The sequence below is a fragment of the Trabulsiella odontotermitis genome, from assembly GCF_030053895.1.
Taxonomy (GTDB): Bacteria; Pseudomonadota; Gammaproteobacteria; order Enterobacterales; family Enterobacteriaceae; genus Trabulsiella; species Trabulsiella odontotermitis_C.
Genome location: NZ_CP125781.1, coordinates 1626382 through 1644357, shown reverse-complemented (window position 1 = coordinate 1644357; position 17976 = coordinate 1626382). Strand labels below are relative to the sequence as shown.

General features: G+C 54.0%; 13 protein-coding genes. 5 read left to right on the top strand and 8 right to left on the bottom strand.

Annotated features, from left to right (window positions below; all coding sequences use genetic code 11):
- Complete coding sequence (locus QMG90_RS07855) at positions 1-1185, top strand: phage integrase Arm DNA-binding domain-containing protein (protein ID WP_283283273.1); 1185 nt, start codon at positions 1-3, stop codon at positions 1183-1185.
- Between the two features lie 236 nt (positions 1186-1421).
- On the opposite strand, the gene QMG90_RS07850 is transcribed toward QMG90_RS07855, so the two are convergent.
- The gene (locus QMG90_RS07850) at positions 1422-2990 is read right to left on the bottom strand and encodes a methyl-accepting chemotaxis protein (RefSeq protein WP_283283272.1); all 1569 of its coding nucleotides are present in this window, start codon (positions 2988-2990) and stop codon (positions 1422-1424) included.
- A 218-nt stretch (positions 2991-3208) separates the two neighbouring features.
- Here QMG90_RS07850 and QMG90_RS07845 point away from each other — a divergent pair, with 218 nt between their 5' ends.
- The 3 genes from QMG90_RS07845 (at position 3209) to eco (ending at position 5340) form a co-directional block, all read left to right on the top strand.
- Entirely contained in the window at positions 3209-3448 is a 240-nt protein-coding gene (locus QMG90_RS07845; RefSeq protein WP_283283271.1) for a DinI family protein, read from the top strand.
- Between the two features lie 170 nt (positions 3449-3618).
- Positions 3619-4665, top strand: a complete 1047-nt coding sequence (gene ansB / locus QMG90_RS07840; protein ID WP_283283270.1) for an L-asparaginase 2 — start codon at positions 3619-3621, stop codon at positions 4663-4665.
- A 183-nt stretch (positions 4666-4848) separates the two neighbouring features.
- The gene (gene eco, locus QMG90_RS07835) at positions 4849-5340 is read left to right on the top strand and encodes a serine protease inhibitor ecotin (protein WP_283283269.1); all 492 of its coding nucleotides are present in this window, start codon (positions 4849-4851) and stop codon (positions 5338-5340) included.
- Between the two features lie 42 nt (positions 5341-5382).
- Here the strand turns inward: eco and mqo are convergent, their stop codons facing one another.
- From mqo to QMG90_RS07800, 7 genes are all read right to left on the bottom strand, one after another.
- On the bottom strand, positions 5383-7035 hold the full coding sequence (gene mqo, locus QMG90_RS07830; protein ID WP_283283268.1) for a malate dehydrogenase (quinone): 1653 nt from the start codon (positions 7033-7035) through the stop codon (positions 5383-5385).
- A 239-nt stretch (positions 7036-7274) separates the two neighbouring features.
- Positions 7275-8711: a magnesium transporter gene (gene mgtE / locus QMG90_RS07825; protein WP_283283267.1), complete on the bottom strand. Its 1437-nt coding sequence runs from the start codon at positions 8709-8711 to the stop codon at positions 7275-7277.
- 20 nt (positions 8712-8731) lie between these two features.
- Positions 8732-10375, bottom strand: a complete 1644-nt coding sequence (locus QMG90_RS07820) for a multidrug ABC transporter permease/ATP-binding protein (RefSeq protein ID WP_283283266.1) — start codon at positions 10373-10375, stop codon at positions 8732-8734.
- 74 nt (positions 10376-10449) lie between these two features.
- On the bottom strand, positions 10450-11100 hold the full coding sequence (gene alkB / locus QMG90_RS07815; RefSeq protein ID WP_283283265.1) for a DNA oxidative demethylase AlkB: 651 nt from the start codon (positions 11098-11100) through the stop codon (positions 10450-10452).
- Positions 11100-12164, bottom strand: a complete 1065-nt coding sequence (gene ada, locus QMG90_RS07810) for a bifunctional DNA-binding transcriptional regulator/O6-methylguanine-DNA methyltransferase Ada (protein ID WP_283283264.1) — start codon at positions 12162-12164, stop codon at positions 11100-11102. Before ada ends, alkB begins: the two co-directional genes overlap by 1 nt.
- A 74-nt stretch (positions 12165-12238) precedes the next feature.
- Positions 12239-13291 carry an FAD:protein FMN transferase ApbE gene (gene apbE / locus QMG90_RS07805; RefSeq protein WP_283283263.1) on the bottom strand — a complete coding sequence of 351 codons (1053 nt, stop codon included), beginning with the start codon at positions 13289-13291 and terminating at the stop codon, positions 12239-12241.
- Positions 13292-13394: 103 nt separating this feature from the next.
- The gene (locus QMG90_RS07800) at positions 13395-14495 is read right to left on the bottom strand and encodes a porin OmpC (protein ID WP_283283262.1); all 1101 of its coding nucleotides are present in this window, start codon (positions 14493-14495) and stop codon (positions 13395-13397) included.
- Positions 14496-15289: 794 nt separating this feature from the next.
- Here QMG90_RS07800 and rcsD point away from each other — a divergent pair.
- Complete coding sequence (rcsD, locus tag QMG90_RS07795; RefSeq protein ID WP_283283261.1) at positions 15290-17965, top strand: phosphotransferase RcsD; 2676 nt, start codon at positions 15290-15292, stop codon at positions 17963-17965.
- Positions 17966-17976: the final 11 nt, after the last annotated feature.

The window sequence follows — 17976 nt, the reverse complement described above, 5'->3', positions numbered from 1 at the left end:
ATGGCTGCCAGACCACGCAAAAGAAGTAACAGAAATCTACCTGATTACCTTCTTTTCGAAAAATCATCAGGCCAATACCGGTTCACGCTCGTTACCGGCAAGCGAAAACACCTTGGCACCGATCGCGTCACGGCGATCGCCATTGCGAGGGAATATAACCTGCGCATGCGCCCAGAAATGACCCCGTCTATCGAGGGTCTTATAAGGGAATCTGGCGGGATAAACGGCGAGGCGCGCCCATTCAGCGACCATGCACAGGCGCTGCTTGACAGAGCAATTGCCGACGAAAATCCGGGTCATGATACCCTTTCAGTATGGGTAAACGATATTGTCAGGGTCAAAGAGTTTTTCGCCGATATCTATGCCTGCGATATCGACCTTGAGCACGTCAACGCCTATATCAGAAAATACCACGCCGGGACATCTGCCAACGTCCAGAACCGAAAAGTGAGTTTCCTTAAAAAACTGTTCAGTTATGCGGTCGATGAATCGCTAATGATAGATAACCCGGCAGTACGCAAGAAGATGCGGCGCGTCAGTGCGAAAGTGCGCCGCCGGCTTTCGCTCGATGACTACCGTCGAATTTATCAGGCCGCCCCGCTATGGTTGCAGACAGCGATGGATCTTGCCCTGCAAACGACACATGCCCGGCTCGAAGTCTCCCGCATCCGGTATTCAATTAAGAAACCAGGCGAGGGTGTCTGTGGCTGCGTCTGGTTCGAGGTGCCGGAGGGTGACATTTACGGCACGCTGTATATACACCGCCAGAAGGTGCAGCACAAAGAGGCCTCACATGTCGCTATACCGATCGGTATAGCGCTGAAAGACATCATCGAGCGCAGCCGGGATAACGTTGCGAGCCCGTATGTCGTCCACCGACTTCCATTAAAACGCAGTAACCCCACCAGCAAGGAAGTAAGGCACCCGACACAGGTAGCACCAGACTATTTAAGCCGATCTTTTTCGGCGCTGCGCGATTCGGTAGGAGTCGGGTCCGGGCTGCCGGAAGAGCAGCGCCCCACTTTCCACGAAATAAGGGCATTATCGGCCTTTCTTTTCGATAAACAGGGGATTGATCCGCAGGGAAGGATGGCCCATAGCGACGCGAAATCGACGAAAATCTATATCGAAAACCATATTGAATGGGTGCTTGTCCCTCACGGCGAGATAAAAACGGCTTCCTGATATGAAGGTGAAACGTGTGGTAAATTATTGATGTATAAGGAGCGAATTTGGCGCAAAATGCACTGTTTGTAAGTACAGTGGTACGGGGTGCAAAGCCAGTGCTGGCGCGGGTTTTAACATAGTTAGATCTGTATCATGGGGTGTCAGGGGTCGGAGGTTCAAATCCTCTCGTGCCGACCAAAATTCCCAAAGAAAACCAACCTGTTACGGTTGGTTTTTTTATGCCTGCCGTTTTGTCACGCTGCCGCAATAACGTCATTGTCAGCAAGACGGAACCGGGCCACCGCTTTTTGCAGCGTTTCGGTTTGCCCTTCCAGCGCGATGGCCGCAGCGGAAATCTGTTCCACCAACGCGGCGTTCTGCTGGGTTACGCTGTCCATCTCACTGACCGCCACGCCGACCTGCGAAATCCCTTTGCTTTGCTCGTCAGTGGCAGATGCAATTTGCTTCATAATTTCCGTCGTATCGGACACGGCTTTCAGCACTTCACTCATCGTACTGCCTGCCTCGCCGACCAGTGCCGTCCCACTATCCACGCGGCGAACCGAATCAGCAATCAGCGTTTCAATCTCTTTCGCTGCCTCAGCGCTGCGGCTGGCAAGATTACGAACTTCACCGGCCACGACGGCAAAACCTCGTCCCTGCTCGCCGGCACGGGCAGCTTCCACCGCGGCGTTCAGCGCCAGAATATTCGTCTGAAACGCGATGCTGTTGATCACGCTGGTTATCTCGCTAATTTTCTTCGAGCTTTCGGAAATGCCCTCCATGGTGACCACCACATCCTCCACCAGCTTGCCGCCCCGGCTGGCGGTGACCGAGGCTTTTTCCGCCAGACTGCTTGCCTGGCGCGCATTGTCGGCGTTGAATTTCACCGTCGCGGTCAGTTGTTCCATACTGGCAGCAGTTTCTTCCAGCGCAGAAGCCTGTTCTTCCGTACGGGAAGACAAATCGTTATTACCGGATGAGATTTCCGCCGCCCCGCGATTAATATTTTCCGTACCGCTACGAATGGTGCTTACCGCTTCGCGCAGGCTGCCCTGCATTTCAGCCAGCAACGGGAACAGCCGCCCGACGCAGTTGTTGCCGAAAAACTCAACCGGCTGGCTTAAATCCCCTTGTGCGATCACGGTAAAATGGTGACGAATGCGATCCAGCGGCTTCACCATCAACTTCACCAGGTAACGATCGGTAAACAGCAGAATAAACAGGCCGATGACAATCGCCGTCACCACTGTGATTTTCATCATCTGCGTCAGGCTATCCATCGCCACCCGGGTCCTGTCCAGCTTCTTCTCGGCGACTGCGGTAAATTTGTTGCTGCTGGCGCCGAACCCGCGGCTCAGTTCCGGGGTGACTTTAGTGGCGTGCTGGCGGTAGTCGCTGGCGCTGCCCTGCTGTGCGAGTTGCATCTGCACCGTCACGCCGTCATCCAGCAACTTCTGCCATTTTTTTACGACATCGGCGGAAACGTCCGCGTCCATCGGGCCAGGCGACACGCTTTTCAACCGCTCTAACTGGATTTTCATATTATCCAGCGCTTCCTGTACCGGTTTGAAATCAGTGGCCTCTCCCGCCGCTTTTGCCTCCATTACGCGGGAAAGACGGGTAACAAAGCGGAAATATTGATCGTTCCCCTTACTCAGCATGGTCAGTTGTGCAACCAGTTCACGATCGACGGTATTGCCATCGCTAAGTTTCGTCAGCGAATACGTGGTAAATATCCCCACCACGGACCAGAGCAGACAAAACAGCCCCAGCACCCAGAGCATCACGCTGCGAATAGTAAAATTTTTCAACAAGCCCATAGGTTTTGACCCTTACATGTGAATCGTGGTTGTTATCCCGTTCTTGCCGGGTGTTAAGGGGTTATCGGCATGGCAGTGAAGAGCAATTATTGGTTTATTATGAATTTTTTCGGAAGGCTCACAAAAATAACGTTATACCGCTATCTGGTAATCTCGCTTGACTCTTTCCCTGAAAACCACTTAAATACTGTTTATTTATACAGTTAAAAGAGGCGGTTATGTTCGTTGAACTCGTGTATGACAAACGCAACGTGGCAGGTTTACCCGGCGCAAGAGAGATAATCCTTAATGAGCTAACACACCGTGTGCACCGGATCTTCCCCGACGCCGAAGTGAAAGTGAAACCGATGCAGGCCAATGGCCTGAACAGCGATGCCAGCAAGAATGACCGGGAAAAGCTGAACCGCATGCTGGAAGAGATGTTTGAAGAGGCGGATATGTGGCTGGTTGCTGAGTGATCCTGCGGATATTATTCCCTTTCCTTTTCTATGGGTTACCCTCCGTTTTGTGCGCCAGATCCGGCAATCATACTTTTTATTCCGATTTATCCAATAAACATGGAATATCTCACTTTATTCAATTGTGACATAAGGATAATCCAGGCGGACACTTAATAAGGAGATTGATAATGTTGCGTATTAAACACCCTCTTCTGGCCCTTCTGGTTTTAGGTTGCAGCAGTACGGCAATGGCACTCCCGCAAATCACGGTTCTGGCAACAGGCGGCACCATCGCCGGTGGCGGTGATTCTGCGACCAACTCCGCCTATACCGCCGGAAAGGTCGGTATTGAGAATCTGGTGAATGCCGTGCCGCAACTGAAAGACATTGCGGTCATTAAAGGGGAACAGGTTGTTAATATTGGCTCCCAGGACATGAACGACGAAGTCTGGCTGACACTGGCGAAAAAAATCAATGCCAGTTGCAAAAACACCGACGGATTTGTCATCACCCATGGTACAGACACCATGGAAGAGACCGCATACTTCCTCGACTTAACGGTGAAATGCGATAAGCCGGTGGTGCTCACTGGGGCAATGCGCCCTTCCACCGCCATGAGCGCGGATGGTCCGTTTAACCTCTATAATGCCGTGGTCACTGCCGCCGATCCGGCGTCTGCCGGGCGCGGCGTACTGGTGGCGATGAACGATACCGTGCTTGACGGCCGTGACGTGACCAAAACCAATACCACCGGCGTGCAGACCTTCCAGTCTGTGAACTTCGGGCCGTTGGGCTACATCCATAACGGTAAAATTGATTATCAGCGCATGCCTGCGCGCAAACACACCACCGCAACACCGTTCGATGTCAGCAACCTGACGACGCTGCCAAAAGTAGGCATTATCTACAACTACGCTAACGCCTCGGATTTACCGGCAAAAGCGCTGATTCAGGATGGCTATCAGGGCATTGTGAGCGCCGGTGTGGGTAACGGTAATCTGTACAAAACCATTTTTGATACGCTGGCCACCGCAGCGCATCAGGGCGTAGCCGTGGTACGTGCTTCCCGCGTACCGACCGGCTCTGCGACTCGCGATGCGGAAATCGATGATGCGAAATACGGTTTTATCGCTGCTGAGACGCTGAACCCGCAAAAAGCCCGCGTACTGCTCCAGCTGGCGCTGACGCAGACTAAAGATCCGCAGAAGATTCAGGCGTTCTTTGAAGAGTATTGATCCCGCCTGTATGCAAACAGAAAACCAGCCCAGTGCGGCTGGTTTTTTTAGTGATAGCCGCCACCATAAAAGATAATAGCAGTACATATCACTACACATTATGAAAAAATAAGTAAATTACGCTTAATAAATTTCGCATTAGTGTTACGCTGCTCCGGTAATAACGGATATCAAGGATACATTGTGAAAAACGCTCGTTTACTTCTCGCCTCTTTACTGGCTGCGGCCAGTGTCTCTTCCAGCGCCTTTGCCAGCGATCAACCTCTGGAAAAAAGCGCACCCTGGCCACAGGCAGAAAAAGGCATGAAGCGTCAGGTGATTCAGTTACCTGAACAAAAGGATGAAGCGGCTTACCAGGTCGAACTGTTGATTGGTCAGACGCTGGAAGTGGATTGTAATCATCACCGCCTGGGCGGCGAGCTGGAGAGCAAAACGCTGGAAGGCTGGGGTTATGACTACTATGTCTTTGATAAAGTGACCTCACCGGTTTCGACCATGATGGCCTGCCCGGACGGCAAAAAAGAAAAGAAATTCGTGACCGCGGGTCTGGGTGATAAAGGCATGCTGCGCTACAACAGCAAGCTACCGATCGTGGTCTATACCCCCGCCAATGTGGAGGTGAAGTACCGCCTCTGGAAAGCGGAAGAGACGATTAACGACGCCACCGTGCGTTAACCAACAAACCCCGGCGCTGACCGGGGTTTCTTTTAGCTACAGTTACAGCGCGATATCCGCTATCTCTTTCGCGACAGTGGTCTGTGGTTTCAGTTGCGCTGCCGGTACCGGGTCGAATCCGGCGGACGGTGCATAATGCAGTTCCAGCACGTCACTGGTGTATGCCAGCGCCTGTTCAATCAGCGCCGGGTTGTCCTGCAAACGTACGCCCCATGTGGGCGCGACTTCGTTGATCTTCGCCTGCCAGGCTGCTGAACGTACCTTATCTTTGAACACTTTTTCCAGCAACTGCAGCATGATCGGTGCAGCGGTAGACGCGCCCGGCGATGCCCCCAACAGCGCAGCGACGGTGCCTTCGTCATCGCTGACTATCTCAGTGCCGAGACGCAACACGCCACCCTTCAGCGGATCACGTTTGATGATCTGCACTCGCTGCCCGGCCTGCCACAACCGCCAGTCCGCGCTGTTGGCCTGTGGATAGTACGCCTGCAGCGCCGCCAGCCGATCGCTGTCTTTTTGCATCACCTGGCTAATCAGGTATTTCACCAGATCAACATTATCCAGCCCGACGTGAACCATCGGCAGAAAGTTCGACGTGGTGGTCGAGGCCAGCAGATCCCACAGCGATCCGTTTTTGAGGAATTTCGTAGAGAACGTGGCGAATGGCCCGAACAACACGACGCGCTTGCCATCAATGATGCGCGTGTCGATGTGTGGCACCGACATCGGCGGCGCCCCCACGGTCGCCTGCCCGTATACTTTCGCCAGATGGCGGTTCACCACTTCCGGGTTTTCGGTGACGAGGAATTGCCCGCCCACCGGGAAACCGGCGTAGTCGTTGGCCTGCGGAATGCCGGTTTTTTGCAGCAACTTCAGTGCCGCGCCACCTGCGCCAATGAAAATGAATTTCGCCCTGATAGTACGTCTGGCATGAGGGTTATTCGCCTCGCAGACCGTCACGGTCCAGCTGTTATCCGCATTGCGTTTAAAGCGGCACACCGTCGTATTCAGTTGCAGGGAAAAGTTTTCCTGCCGTTGCAGCGCACGGATGAGCTGGCGGGTGATTTCACCGTAGTTGACGTCGGTACCAATTTCCGTGCGCGTCGCCGCAACCTTTTGCTGCGGGTCACGCCCTTCCATCACCAGCGGTGCCCAGGCGCTGATTTGCGCATGGTCTTCAGAATAATGCATGCCACGAAACAGGGCGGATTGTTGTAGCGCATGGTAGCGCGCGCGCAGGAAATTGACGTTGTCCTCGCCCCAGACAAAGCTCATGTGCGGTACGGTGTTGATGAAACTTTTTGGCTGACGCAGCACGCCGCGTGTGACCTGATGCGCCCAGAACTGGCGCGAAATCTGGAAGGATTCGTTAATACTGATAGCTTTCTCAATGCTGATGGAACCGTCGGCTTTCTGCGGCGTATAGTTCAGCTCCATCAGCGCAGCATGGCCGGTACCGGCGTTGTTCCAGCCGTTGGAACTCTCTTCGGCCACGCGCTCCATCTGTTCGACCATGGTGATGGACCAGTCCGGTTCCAGTTCCTGAAGCAAAGTGCCCAACGTGGCGCTCATGATCCCGCCGCCGATCAGTAATACATCCGTCTCTTGCTCAGTACGAGTGTGGGTTCGGGCGTCAGCATGGGCAACGTCAGAAACAGACACCTGTGAGCGGAGTACGGCCATCTTTTTTTTCATTGTATGAAAGCCTTACATAAACTCGCGTTTGGTATTAGCGCAGGTGAAACGATTCGGGGAATCAACGTTATCACTGACGATGAAAAATTTAAATATTGTTTAAACTTTAAATTTAGTTTTGAGATCTGTTATGGAAATGTTGAAAAAATGTGGACACAAAAGAGAGTTCCGGCTGGAAAAATGTGACATGAAGCGGTAATATCCTCCGTTTTGTGATGAAGCGCACAGAAGAGATACCGCTAGAGCAGGAACAGCGTCGCCAGTCCCAGGAAGATAAAAAACCCGCCGGTATCGGTGATTGCGGTGATCATTACGCTGGAGCCGACAGCCGGATCGCGACCGAACTTAATCATGACCATCGGGATAAGCACGCCCATCAGCGACGCAACCAGCAGGTTCAGCACCATCGCCAGTGTCATCACGCCACCCAGATGCGGATCATCATACAGCCACCAGGTGACGAGCCCCATGATCCCGCCCCATACCACGCCGTTGATCAGCGCCACACCCATTTCACGCAGGATCAGAAAAGAAAAGTTCCCCGGCTGGATGTACTGAAGCGCCAGCGCGCGGACGATCATGGTGATTGTCTGGTTGCCGGTATTACCGCCAATGCCTGCCACAATCGGCATCAGCGACGCCAGTGCCACCAGTTGCGAAATGGTGTGCTCGAAACCATCAATAACGCGCGAGGCAATAAACGCGGTGCAGAGATTCACCGCCAGCCAGGCCCAGCGCGTCTTTACCGCCCGGGTCACCGGCGCAAAAATATCTTCTTCGTTGCTGAGACCGCTCATCTGACGGATGTCGTTGTCGGTTTCTTCGTACACCACATCGACGATCTCATCGATGGTCAGACGCCCCATTAATTTGCCTTCCGCGTCTACCACCGCCGCACTCAACAGGTTGTCACGCTCAAAAGTGCGCGCCACTTTTTCTGCACTTTCCTGCGGATGAAAAGCGACGGGCTCAGCGTCCATCACCTCTTCCACCCGCCGCTGCGCCGGGTTCAGCAGAATGGTTTGCAGCGCCAGCTCACCCAGCAGGGTGTTATCACGCGAGATCACAAACAGCTTATCGGTGTTCTCCGGCATTTTGCCCAGTCGACGCAAGTAGCGTTGCACGGCGCCCAGCGTCACGTCCGGGCGAAGGGTGATCACCCCGAACTCCATAATGGCGCCGACGCTGTTGCGGGCGTAGTTCATCACCTGGTGAACACGCGCCCGTTCATCCGCTGGCAATGACGCCAGCAGCCGCCCGGTCAAATTTCGCGGCAGATGCTGAACCAGGTAAATCTGTTCGTCGATGTCCAGCGTCGTCAGCGCGTCGAGCAGCGCTTTGTCACTCATCTCATCAATGAGATCGTCCCAGACGTTTTCCGAGGCCTCCAGCAGTACCTTGCCGCGTTTATCGTCCTCCACCATTCGCCACAGCGCATGGCGCTCTTCCGAGGGCAACGCTTCGAGTGTATCCGCCAGGTCCGGCGCCGGAAGATGGGCCACCAGCGCGCTCACTTCGGCGAGATCGTCCGCCAGCGTCCCGTCGTCATACTGCTCGGCGAAAGTCAGTTTTCCCAACAGGGTGGAGGTGACCGCTTTATCGGTGGTCAGCAGCCAGATCAGCCGCGCACGCTCTTCGTCGCGCAGCCTGGGGCTGTTTTTGGTTAACACGGGCATCTGTTAGTTTCCTTACATCCTCAGGCCGTACGGGCGACCGCATCCCGCGACGCGGCGGCACGCTCTTCGCCAGTCAGCTCCGTCAGTTGACCGTTGCGCATCTCCAGCAGACGATCGGCATGCGTAAAATAGTGGTCATCGTGGCTGATAGCAAAAATGGTTTTGCCCATTTGCTGCATCAGCGGCAGCAGGACCTGGTAAAATTCACGGCGGAAATGCGGATCCTGATCTGCTGCCCATTCATCCAGAAGAATGATGTCTCGCTCTTCAGCCAGTGCTAACAACAGCGCCACGCGTTTTTTCTGCCCTTTTGACAGCTTAAGATCGAGGATTTTGCCGTTCTCAAGCTGCAATTTGTGGCGCATTTTCAGCTGTTCGAGCCATTTTTCGACCAGTACCGGATCGGCCTGTTTGCCTTCCGGCCCCAGCAACTGGTCAAACAGCCAGACGTCGGTGAAGACCGCCGAAAAGTGTTTACGATAATCTTCCGGCTTCCCGGCGGACAGCGGTTTGCCGTCCAGCAGGATCTCCCCTGATACCGGCTGATACAGCCCGGTCAGCAGCATCGCCAGTGTCGATTTTCCGCTGCCGTTGCCACCAATCAGAAACACCAGCTCGCCGCGCTTCAGCGTCAGGTTGACAGGCCCTATCGCAAAGCTGTTGTCCTGATAGTGAAACGCGACATCGCGCAGTTCCAGCGTCTGCCAGTCAGGGTGCGCTTCCGGGCGTGGAAACTCAGGCGCATACGGTGCCAGCGTGAACTTATTCAGTTTATTGAATGCCACCTGCGCGCTGAGCAACGTCGGCAGCGCCCCCACGGCAGAGAGCAGCGGCGTGCGCAGAAACAATAGGGTCAATGAATAGGTCGCCGCCACGCTGGTATTTGCCCAGCCCAGGCTGTTCGCCATCCAGAACACCAGGCCAATCGCGCCCAGCATCATAATGTTAGACCAGTTCACGGCGCTGAGATGGAACGTGTCGGCGCGAATGATATGGTGGCGGTACTCGCGGGCATCAGGAATATAGAGGTTCTGGTAGATGTACTCGGCGCGCTCGCGGTTGAGCGTCAGCTCTTTGCGACCTTCGAGCACCGTCTGGTAGTCGTGATACAGCTTGTCTTCCGTTTCCCGCAGCGTCGCCATGTGTTTGTAAACCCGCGCCACAAGGATAAACCCGCCCAGGATGGTCAATGCCATCCATAACGAGGTGATTAGCAGCATTTTGCCCGACAGCCACGCCAGATAAGCGGCAGAACCAAAGGTCAGAATGATCCCCTGCACCAGTTCCGGCAAACGCACAAAGGCGATAGTGATATTGCGAACATCGCTGGTCAACCCGGCCAGCAGCGCGGCGCTGCCCAGCTTTTCGATGCGTTCGATTTGCGTATCCAGAATGCGCTTGATGAATTCACTACGCAGACGATAGACGAAATGGTGCCCCAGCGCGGTGAGCGCCAGTTGTGACCCCAGCGTGACGACCATTAACAGCAGCAACAGCCCGAGAAATTCCGGCAGCACGGTCAGCGAGGTATCCACGACGGTGATGAGTCGCAGATTAATAAAGGCAATCAGCCCGATGCCCAGCGCTGCACTCAGCAGGCTCAGCACCATTACGGCGATAAAGGGCCAGCGGTACTGGCGCCAGACAAGCAGGAGAAGTTCCATAAGACAACCCGGACAAGAAAACGCAGCCCGCAGTGTAAACTGCTTACGGGTTACATCAATAATAATTCTTATTTTTATTCGCTCTTACACACCTGGCGAAAGGTCAGATTTAAGCGATAACGTCCGGTCGCCGGGTGGAAACCCTCTTTAAGCGGCTGAACACCATGGTAAAACAGGCGTGATGCCCCGCCCCACACCACCACATCACCATGTTCGAGTAACACGCGATGCAGCGGATCGTTGCGGTTCAGGCCGCCAAACTGAAAGATGGCCGGTAAGCCCAGCGAAACAGAGACAATCGGCGCGCGCAGCTCGTGTTCGTCTTTATCCTGATGCAAAGAGAGTTTGCTGCCAACGCCATAGCGGTTGATAAGACAGGCGTCGGGCCGGAAATCGGGGTAACCCGCTTCCCGTGCGGCGTGGTCGGCAAGCTGCCGGAAACTGTCCGGCATCGCCGGCCAGAGCTGGTGGGTTTGCGGATCGTTCGGGGAATAGAGGTAACCGTGCAGGTCGGTGGTCCAGCCGAGCGCGCCGCAGTTGGTCATCGCCACCGACATGGTGTAGCCACCGGGCGTCACCATCTGACGAAACGGCGAGACAGCCGCCACACTGGCGATGTCCGCCAGTAGTGTTTCTGCACGGGCGAAGGCGAAGCGCCGCAGGATCACGGCGCCTGGCCCTAACGGCTCTTGCCAGGGATGTTCATCGGCAAAGAGATCAAGCATTACGACTCCTCGCGCGGCGATTCACGTCGCAACAATAGCGCTTTTCGCGCGACACCCCAACGGTAGCCTGACAGCGCACCATCGTCCCGCACCACCCGGTGGCAGGGGATCAGAATCGCCAGTTTGTTGGCGGCGCACGCCCCCGCCACGGCACGCACCGCGTTGGGTTTACCGATGCTTGCCGCCACCTGGCGGTAGCTGCGCGTTTCACCCGGCGGGATGGCGCGCAATGCCTGCCAGACCTGCTGCTGGAACGCGGTGCCGCGGATATCAAGCGGCAGCATCAGCGGCTGATGCTGATTGTTAAGGCTGGCAATTACCAGATTAACCCGCTCCTGAAATGCCGCGTCTCCTGGCTGTAACTGCGCCCGCGGGAAAACCTGCTGCAGCTCGGCGAGCAGTTCGCTTTCGCTGTCGCCCAGCAGCACCGCACAGACGCCGCGCTCGCTTTCGGCGACCAGGCAACGGCCGATCTCGCTGTTGCCGGTGGCAAAGTGAATGCATGCATCTTCGCCGCCGCGACGATACTGGCGGGCGGTCATTCCCAGCGCCGCATCGGCTGCGCGATAGTAAGTGCTGCTGTCAGGGAACCCGGCCGCCAGCACGGATTCGGTCACGGTCTCGCCTCTTGCCAGCGATTCACGCAAGCGGCGCGCACGCCATGCCTGCTGCCAGGCTTTCGGCGTCATGCCGGTGGTGGCTTTGAACAGGCGATGCAGATGAAACGGACTGATGCCCACCTGACGGGCGAGTTCATCCAGCGTGACCGGCATCTCCTGCTCCAGCAACCGGCAGGCCTGCGCCACTTTTTCTATCCGCTGTTGTTGAGGCTCTTGCTTGTCAGGCTGGCAACGCTTGCACGGACGGAAACCCGCTGCCAGCGCCGCCTGCGCGTCAGGGAAAAATTGCACATTCTGGCGCAGCGCATGGCGCGCACGGCAGGAAGGACGGCAAAAAATGCCGGTGGTCTGTACGGCGAAAACGAACGCGCCGTCCGCCTGCGGATCGCGATCAAGCACCGCCTGCCAGCGGGACGCTTCAGTGCGTAGCGTATTACGTTTCATGGTTGGCTCCTTCATGTAAAGGTTAGCCTTACTTTGCCGGACAGACCGTAAGAAAAAACCCGCAATCTTGCTTTTTAATTTTTCCCGTTCACCAGAAATCCGTTGAACTGCGGCGACATCCAGGTACGAAAGCCATCACCTTCTTTGATGATCATGTACACTGCCAGCCCCTGCTCGCGCACCACCTCTTTGGCCTTTTCCGGGCCGAGCACCATCAGCCCGGTATCCCAGCCATCAGCTTCCAGCGCTGTGGGCGCAATCACCGTCACCGAGACCAGCTTATGATCGATCGGTCGGCCAGTTTGCGGATCGATAACGTGGGAGATACGCTTACCGTCCAGCTCATAATAGTTGCGGTAGCTGCCTGAAGTGCTGATACCATGACCGTTGATATCAACGATAGCCTGTACCGCGTTTTCACGATCAGTCGGTTTCTGGATCGCCACACGCCACGGTTGACCTTCGGCGTTCATCCCCCGGCTGACCAGCGCGCCGCCGACGGACACCAGATAGCGGGAGATCCCCTCCTGCTCCATCAGACGCGCCAGATGATCGGCGGCGTAGCCTTCTCCGACGGTGGAGAGATCAACAAACAGATCGGGAATATCTTTTTGCAGGAACTGTTGTCCGGCCAGATTGATGACCGAAAGATGTTTCAGCCCGCTGCGCGCTTTCGCCGCCTCGATCTCCGCCTCAGTTGGCGTTTTTACCGGCTGCTTGTCCGGTCCGAATCCCCATAAATTTACCAGCGGCCCGACGGTGATATCCATCGCGCCACTGGTTTTTGCACCAATGCGCAGCGATTGGGTGACGATATCCGCCATCGCTTCATTGACCGGCCACGGGGTTGTGCTTTGCGACTGATTAAAGCGCATCAGCGCGGAATCATTCTTCCAGGTGGAGAGCAGTTGATCATCGGCATCCAGTTGCGTCTGCACTTTCTGACGCAGCGCGGTGGCGCGGGTTTCATCGATATCAATCGCGCTGACCCGCCAGAAGGTGCCCATTGTCTTCCCTTCCAGTACGGTCGCGGCGGGTTTTGCTGCTTTGGGGGGCGTTGCGGTGTCACAGCCTGCTATCAGTACCAACGTCGCCAACCATGCGGCGCGAAAAATTGTCATGTCCATTCGTTGTTATCCTCTTGCTGAAGGCGCAAGGGTACACCAGTTTTGGAAAAGTCAGACACAAAAAAAGGGGCCCGGGGCCCCTTTATGGTGGTATTCAGTTGGATTAGAACTGGTAAACCAGACCCAGCGCTACGATGTCATCAGTGCTGATGCCAGCGTTGCGGGTGAAGTCGTTTTCATCCAGCAGGTTGATTTTGTAATCAACATAGGTGGACATGTTTTTGTTGAAGTAGTAAGTCGCACCTACGTCAACATATTTCAGCAGGTCCTGGTCGCCGTAACCGCCTTCGAGGTCTTTACCTTTAGACTGCAGGTAAGCCACGGACGGACGCAGACCGAAGTCGAACTGGTACTGTGCAACCACTTCGAAGTTCTGTGCTTTGTTAGCAAAGCCACCGAAGCTGTCGCTGCCGAAACGGGTCGCGTTGTAAGTCTGGGTGTACTGCGTTGCCAGATACAGGTTGTTCGCGTCATATTTCAGACCACCGCTGTAAGTGGTGGCTTTATCGCCTTCACCGAAGAAGCGAGCATTCTGCTCGTCAGTACGTTTGGAGCTGGCAATAGCAGTACCAACGCTGAAGCCTTCACCCAGATCATAGGTCAGAGATCCGCCGAAGCCGTCACCATTCTGTTTGTTCCAGCCACGGCTGTTGTTGGTTGCACCTTCACCGCTGCCGCTATTTTTGCCCTGGTACTGCAGCGCAAAGTTCAGGCCATCAACCAGACCGAAGAAGTCAGTATTACGGTAGGTTGCAACGCCGTTAGCACGCTGCTGCAGGAAGTTGTCAGAACCGTAGGTGTCGCCGCCGAATTCCGGCAGAACGTCGGTCCATGAAGTTACGTCGTAAACGACGCCGTAGTTACGACCGTAGTCGAAAGAACCGGCTTCGCCAAAACGCAGACCAGCAAACGCCAGACGGGTCCATGCCTGATCGCTTGAAGATTCAGTGTTATTCGCCTGAACGTTGTATTCCCACTGGCCGTAACCGGTCAGTTGATCGTTGATCTGGGTTTCACCTTTGAAACCGAAACGAAGGTAGGTCTGGTCGCCGTCAGCACTCTTGTCATCAGAGAAATAGTGCAGACCATCAACTTTACCGTACAGATCTAATTTGTTGCCGTCTTTGTTATAAATTTCAGCCGCATTTGCTGCGCCCGCTACCAGCAGAGCCGGTACCAGGAGGGACAGTACTTTAACTTTCATGTTATTAACCCTCTGTTATATGCCTTTTTATATGCCACTGCTTACTGATTAACCCTCTAATCAGTCGGCAAGTTCATTTTGCTGCAAAATGCAGAATAATCCAACAAGAAAATGATACTAAAACTTTTAAGGTGTTTCAGATCACTCACTAGATGTTTCAAAATGTAAATTTAGGGGAACTTTTTATGACACGAAAAGCTAAAGAAATAAGCACGAATAATCAAAACAAATATAAAATAACATACAAATCAGTAAGTTACACGAGTTACACTCTATAGCACTGAATGCCAAAACAAATTCTCAGATGGGATCTAGAATATCCTCGCTATCATCATTAACTTTATTTATTACCGTCATTCAGTTCTGAATGTCTGTTTACCCCAATTTCCACCGAATGCTCTGCATTCGGTTTTTTTTTGCCCTTCTTTACACAACTTTAATTTTTTTGTGCTACCGATCAGAAATAGTAACGACTATTAACTAATTCGATCTGCAAAGAAAAATTATCATTAGGATCCTAAGATAATTAATTGCTTGTTATTTCGTGCTATTTTTTAATGATCATTATCAAATTATTGTACAAAAATTGTAAAAATGTACAAATATTGCTTCTTAAACATAGTCGCCAGAAAAGCACCTGAAAGAGGGTTAAAAATTGCGCTGGATTGGCGTACGAGTCTGGAAATTGGCGTAACAGCCTTTATACTGCCAGCAGGACATTGCCCGGCGAGAACGCTTTTGCCACAGGCTCTGACAGCTTATGGCGCCGTTGCCATAATGGGTTACACACAATAATGAGTCACTCCGACACGATGATCCCGAACAAATTCTCCTTGATACCAGGCAGCATTACGCGTTTCTTTCTATTAATGATCATCGTCCTGCTGGTGACGATGGGCGTCATGATTCAGAGCGCGGTCAACGCCTGGCTGAAGGACAGAAGCTATCAGATTGTCGACGTCACTCATGCGCTGCATAAGCGTATCGACACCTGGCGCTACGCCACCTGGCAAATCTATGACAACATCGCCGCCAGCGCCCCTTCCTCGTCTGGCGACGGGCTTCAGGAAACACGCCTCAAGCAGGACGTCTATTATCTGGAAAAACCGCGCCGTAAAACCGAAGCGCTGATTTTTGGCTCCCACGACAGCGCCACACTCGACATCACGCAAAAGATGTCGAGCTATCTGGATACGCTGTGGGGCGCGGAGACGGTGCCATGGTCGATGTACTATCTGAACGGTCAGGACAACAGCCTGATCCTCATTTCCACGCTGCCGCTGAAAGATCTCTCGTCCGGCTTTAAAGAATCCACTATCGGCAACATTGTTGATTCCCGCCGCGCCGAGATGCTACAGCAGGCCAACACGCTGGATGAACGTGAAACCTTCTCGTCGCTGCGCCGTCTGGCGTGGCAGAACGGCCATTACTTTACGCTGCGCACCACCTTTAACCAGCCGGGTCATCTGGCCACCGTGGTGGCCTTTGATTTGCCGATTAACGATCTCATCCCGCCTGGCATGACACTGGACAGCTTCCGTCTGGAGCAGGATCTGACGCAAAATGCCGCGGCTCGTAATCAGGATAAAGAAGCCGCCGACAGCGTAAGCATTAATTTCAACAGCTCGCGCATTGAGATCTCGTCTTCGGTGAACACCACCGGCATGCGTCTGGTGTGGCAGGTGCCGTTCGGCACGTTGCTGCTGGACACGCTGCAAAACATCCTTTTGCCGCTGTTGCTTAACATTGGCTTACTGGCGCTGGCGCTGTTTGGCTTTACCACCTTCCGCAACCAGCCGGGCCGTCAGAGTGACGCGACCTCACCGGTGGCGGCGAGCAGCGAAATGCGCGCACTAAAAGCTATTAATGAAGAGATTGTTTCCCTGCTGCCGTTAGGTCTGCTGGTACACGACCAGGAGTCCAACCGGACCATCATTAGCAATAAGATCGCCGATCATCTGTTACCGCATCTGAATCTGCAGAACATCACCAGCATGGCCGATCAGCATCAGGGGGTGATTCAGGCGACGATTAACAACGAGCTCTACGAGATCCGCCAGTTCCGCAGCCAGGTCGCGCCACGTACGCAAATTTTCATTATTCGTGATCAGGACCGTGAAGTGCTGGTGAATAAAAAGCTCAAGCAGGCGCAGCGTCTGTACGAGAAAAACCAGCAGGGTCGCGCCACCTTTATGCAGAACATTGGCGAAGCGCTGAAACAGCCTGCGCGATCACTGGCAGAGCAGGCTGCGGCAATCGGCGGCGATGAGGCGTTGAAGCTGGCAAACCGCGCGGACATGCTGGTTCGCCTGGTCGATGAAATCCAGTTGGCCAACATGCTGGAAAACGACAGCTGGAAAGGCAACGCGACGCTGTTTGCCATTCAGGATCTGATTGATGAAGTGGTGCCGGAAGTTTTACCGGTGATCAAACGCAAAGGTCTGCAGTTGTTGATCAACAACTCGCTGCCAGCCAACGAGCAGCGTCATGGCGATCGTGAGGCACTATGCCGGATCCTGCTGTTGTTAATTCAGTACGCCGTGACCACTACGCAGATCGGCAAGATTACGCTTGAAGTGAGCACCGACGAATCAGCAGAAGATCGGTTGACCTTTCGTATCCTCGATACCGGCGATGGAGTCAGCAACAGCGAAATTGATAATCTGCACTTCCCGTTCCTGAACGACACGCAGTCTGACCGTTACGGAAAAGCGAACGCCCTGACTTTTTGGTTGTGCGATCAGCTGGCGCGCAAGCTGGGCGGGCATTTGAACATAAAATCCAGAGAAACTCTCGGTACCCGTTATTCCGTCCATGTTAAAATGGCACCACGCGCTCAGGTTGTGGAATCAGAAGAGCGCCTGCTGGATGACGTGGTGGTGATGACCGATATCACTTCCAGTGAAATCCGGACGATTGTCGTACGGCAGCTCGAAAACTGGGGGGCGACCTGCATTTCGCCCGACGAGCGACTCGTAAGTCAAGATTATGATCTCTTTTTAACTGATAATCCGTCTAATCTTACTGCCTCAGGCTTGCTTTTAAGCGATGATGAGGCTGGCATTCGCAAAATCGGCCCTGGCCAGTTGCGTGTAAACTTCAATATGAGTAATGCCATGCAGGAAGCCGTACTACAACTTATCGAAGAGCAACTGGCTCAGGATGAGATCGTGGAAGCCTCTCCAGGCGGCGCGAGCGAAAACGCCGAACTCCACGCCAGCGGCTATTACGCGCTGTTTGTTGATACGGTACCGGATGATGTGCAGAGGTTGTATACTGAATCGGCAGCGCATGATTTTGCGGCGCTGGCGCAGACCGCACACCGACTTAAAGGTGTGTTTGCCATGCTAAATCTGGTACCCGGCAAGCAGTTATGTGAAACGCTGGAACATCTTATCCGTGAAAAGGATGCTCCAGGAACAGAGAAATATATCAGCGACATTGACGTTTACGTCAAAAGCTTGCTGTAGCAAGGTAGCCT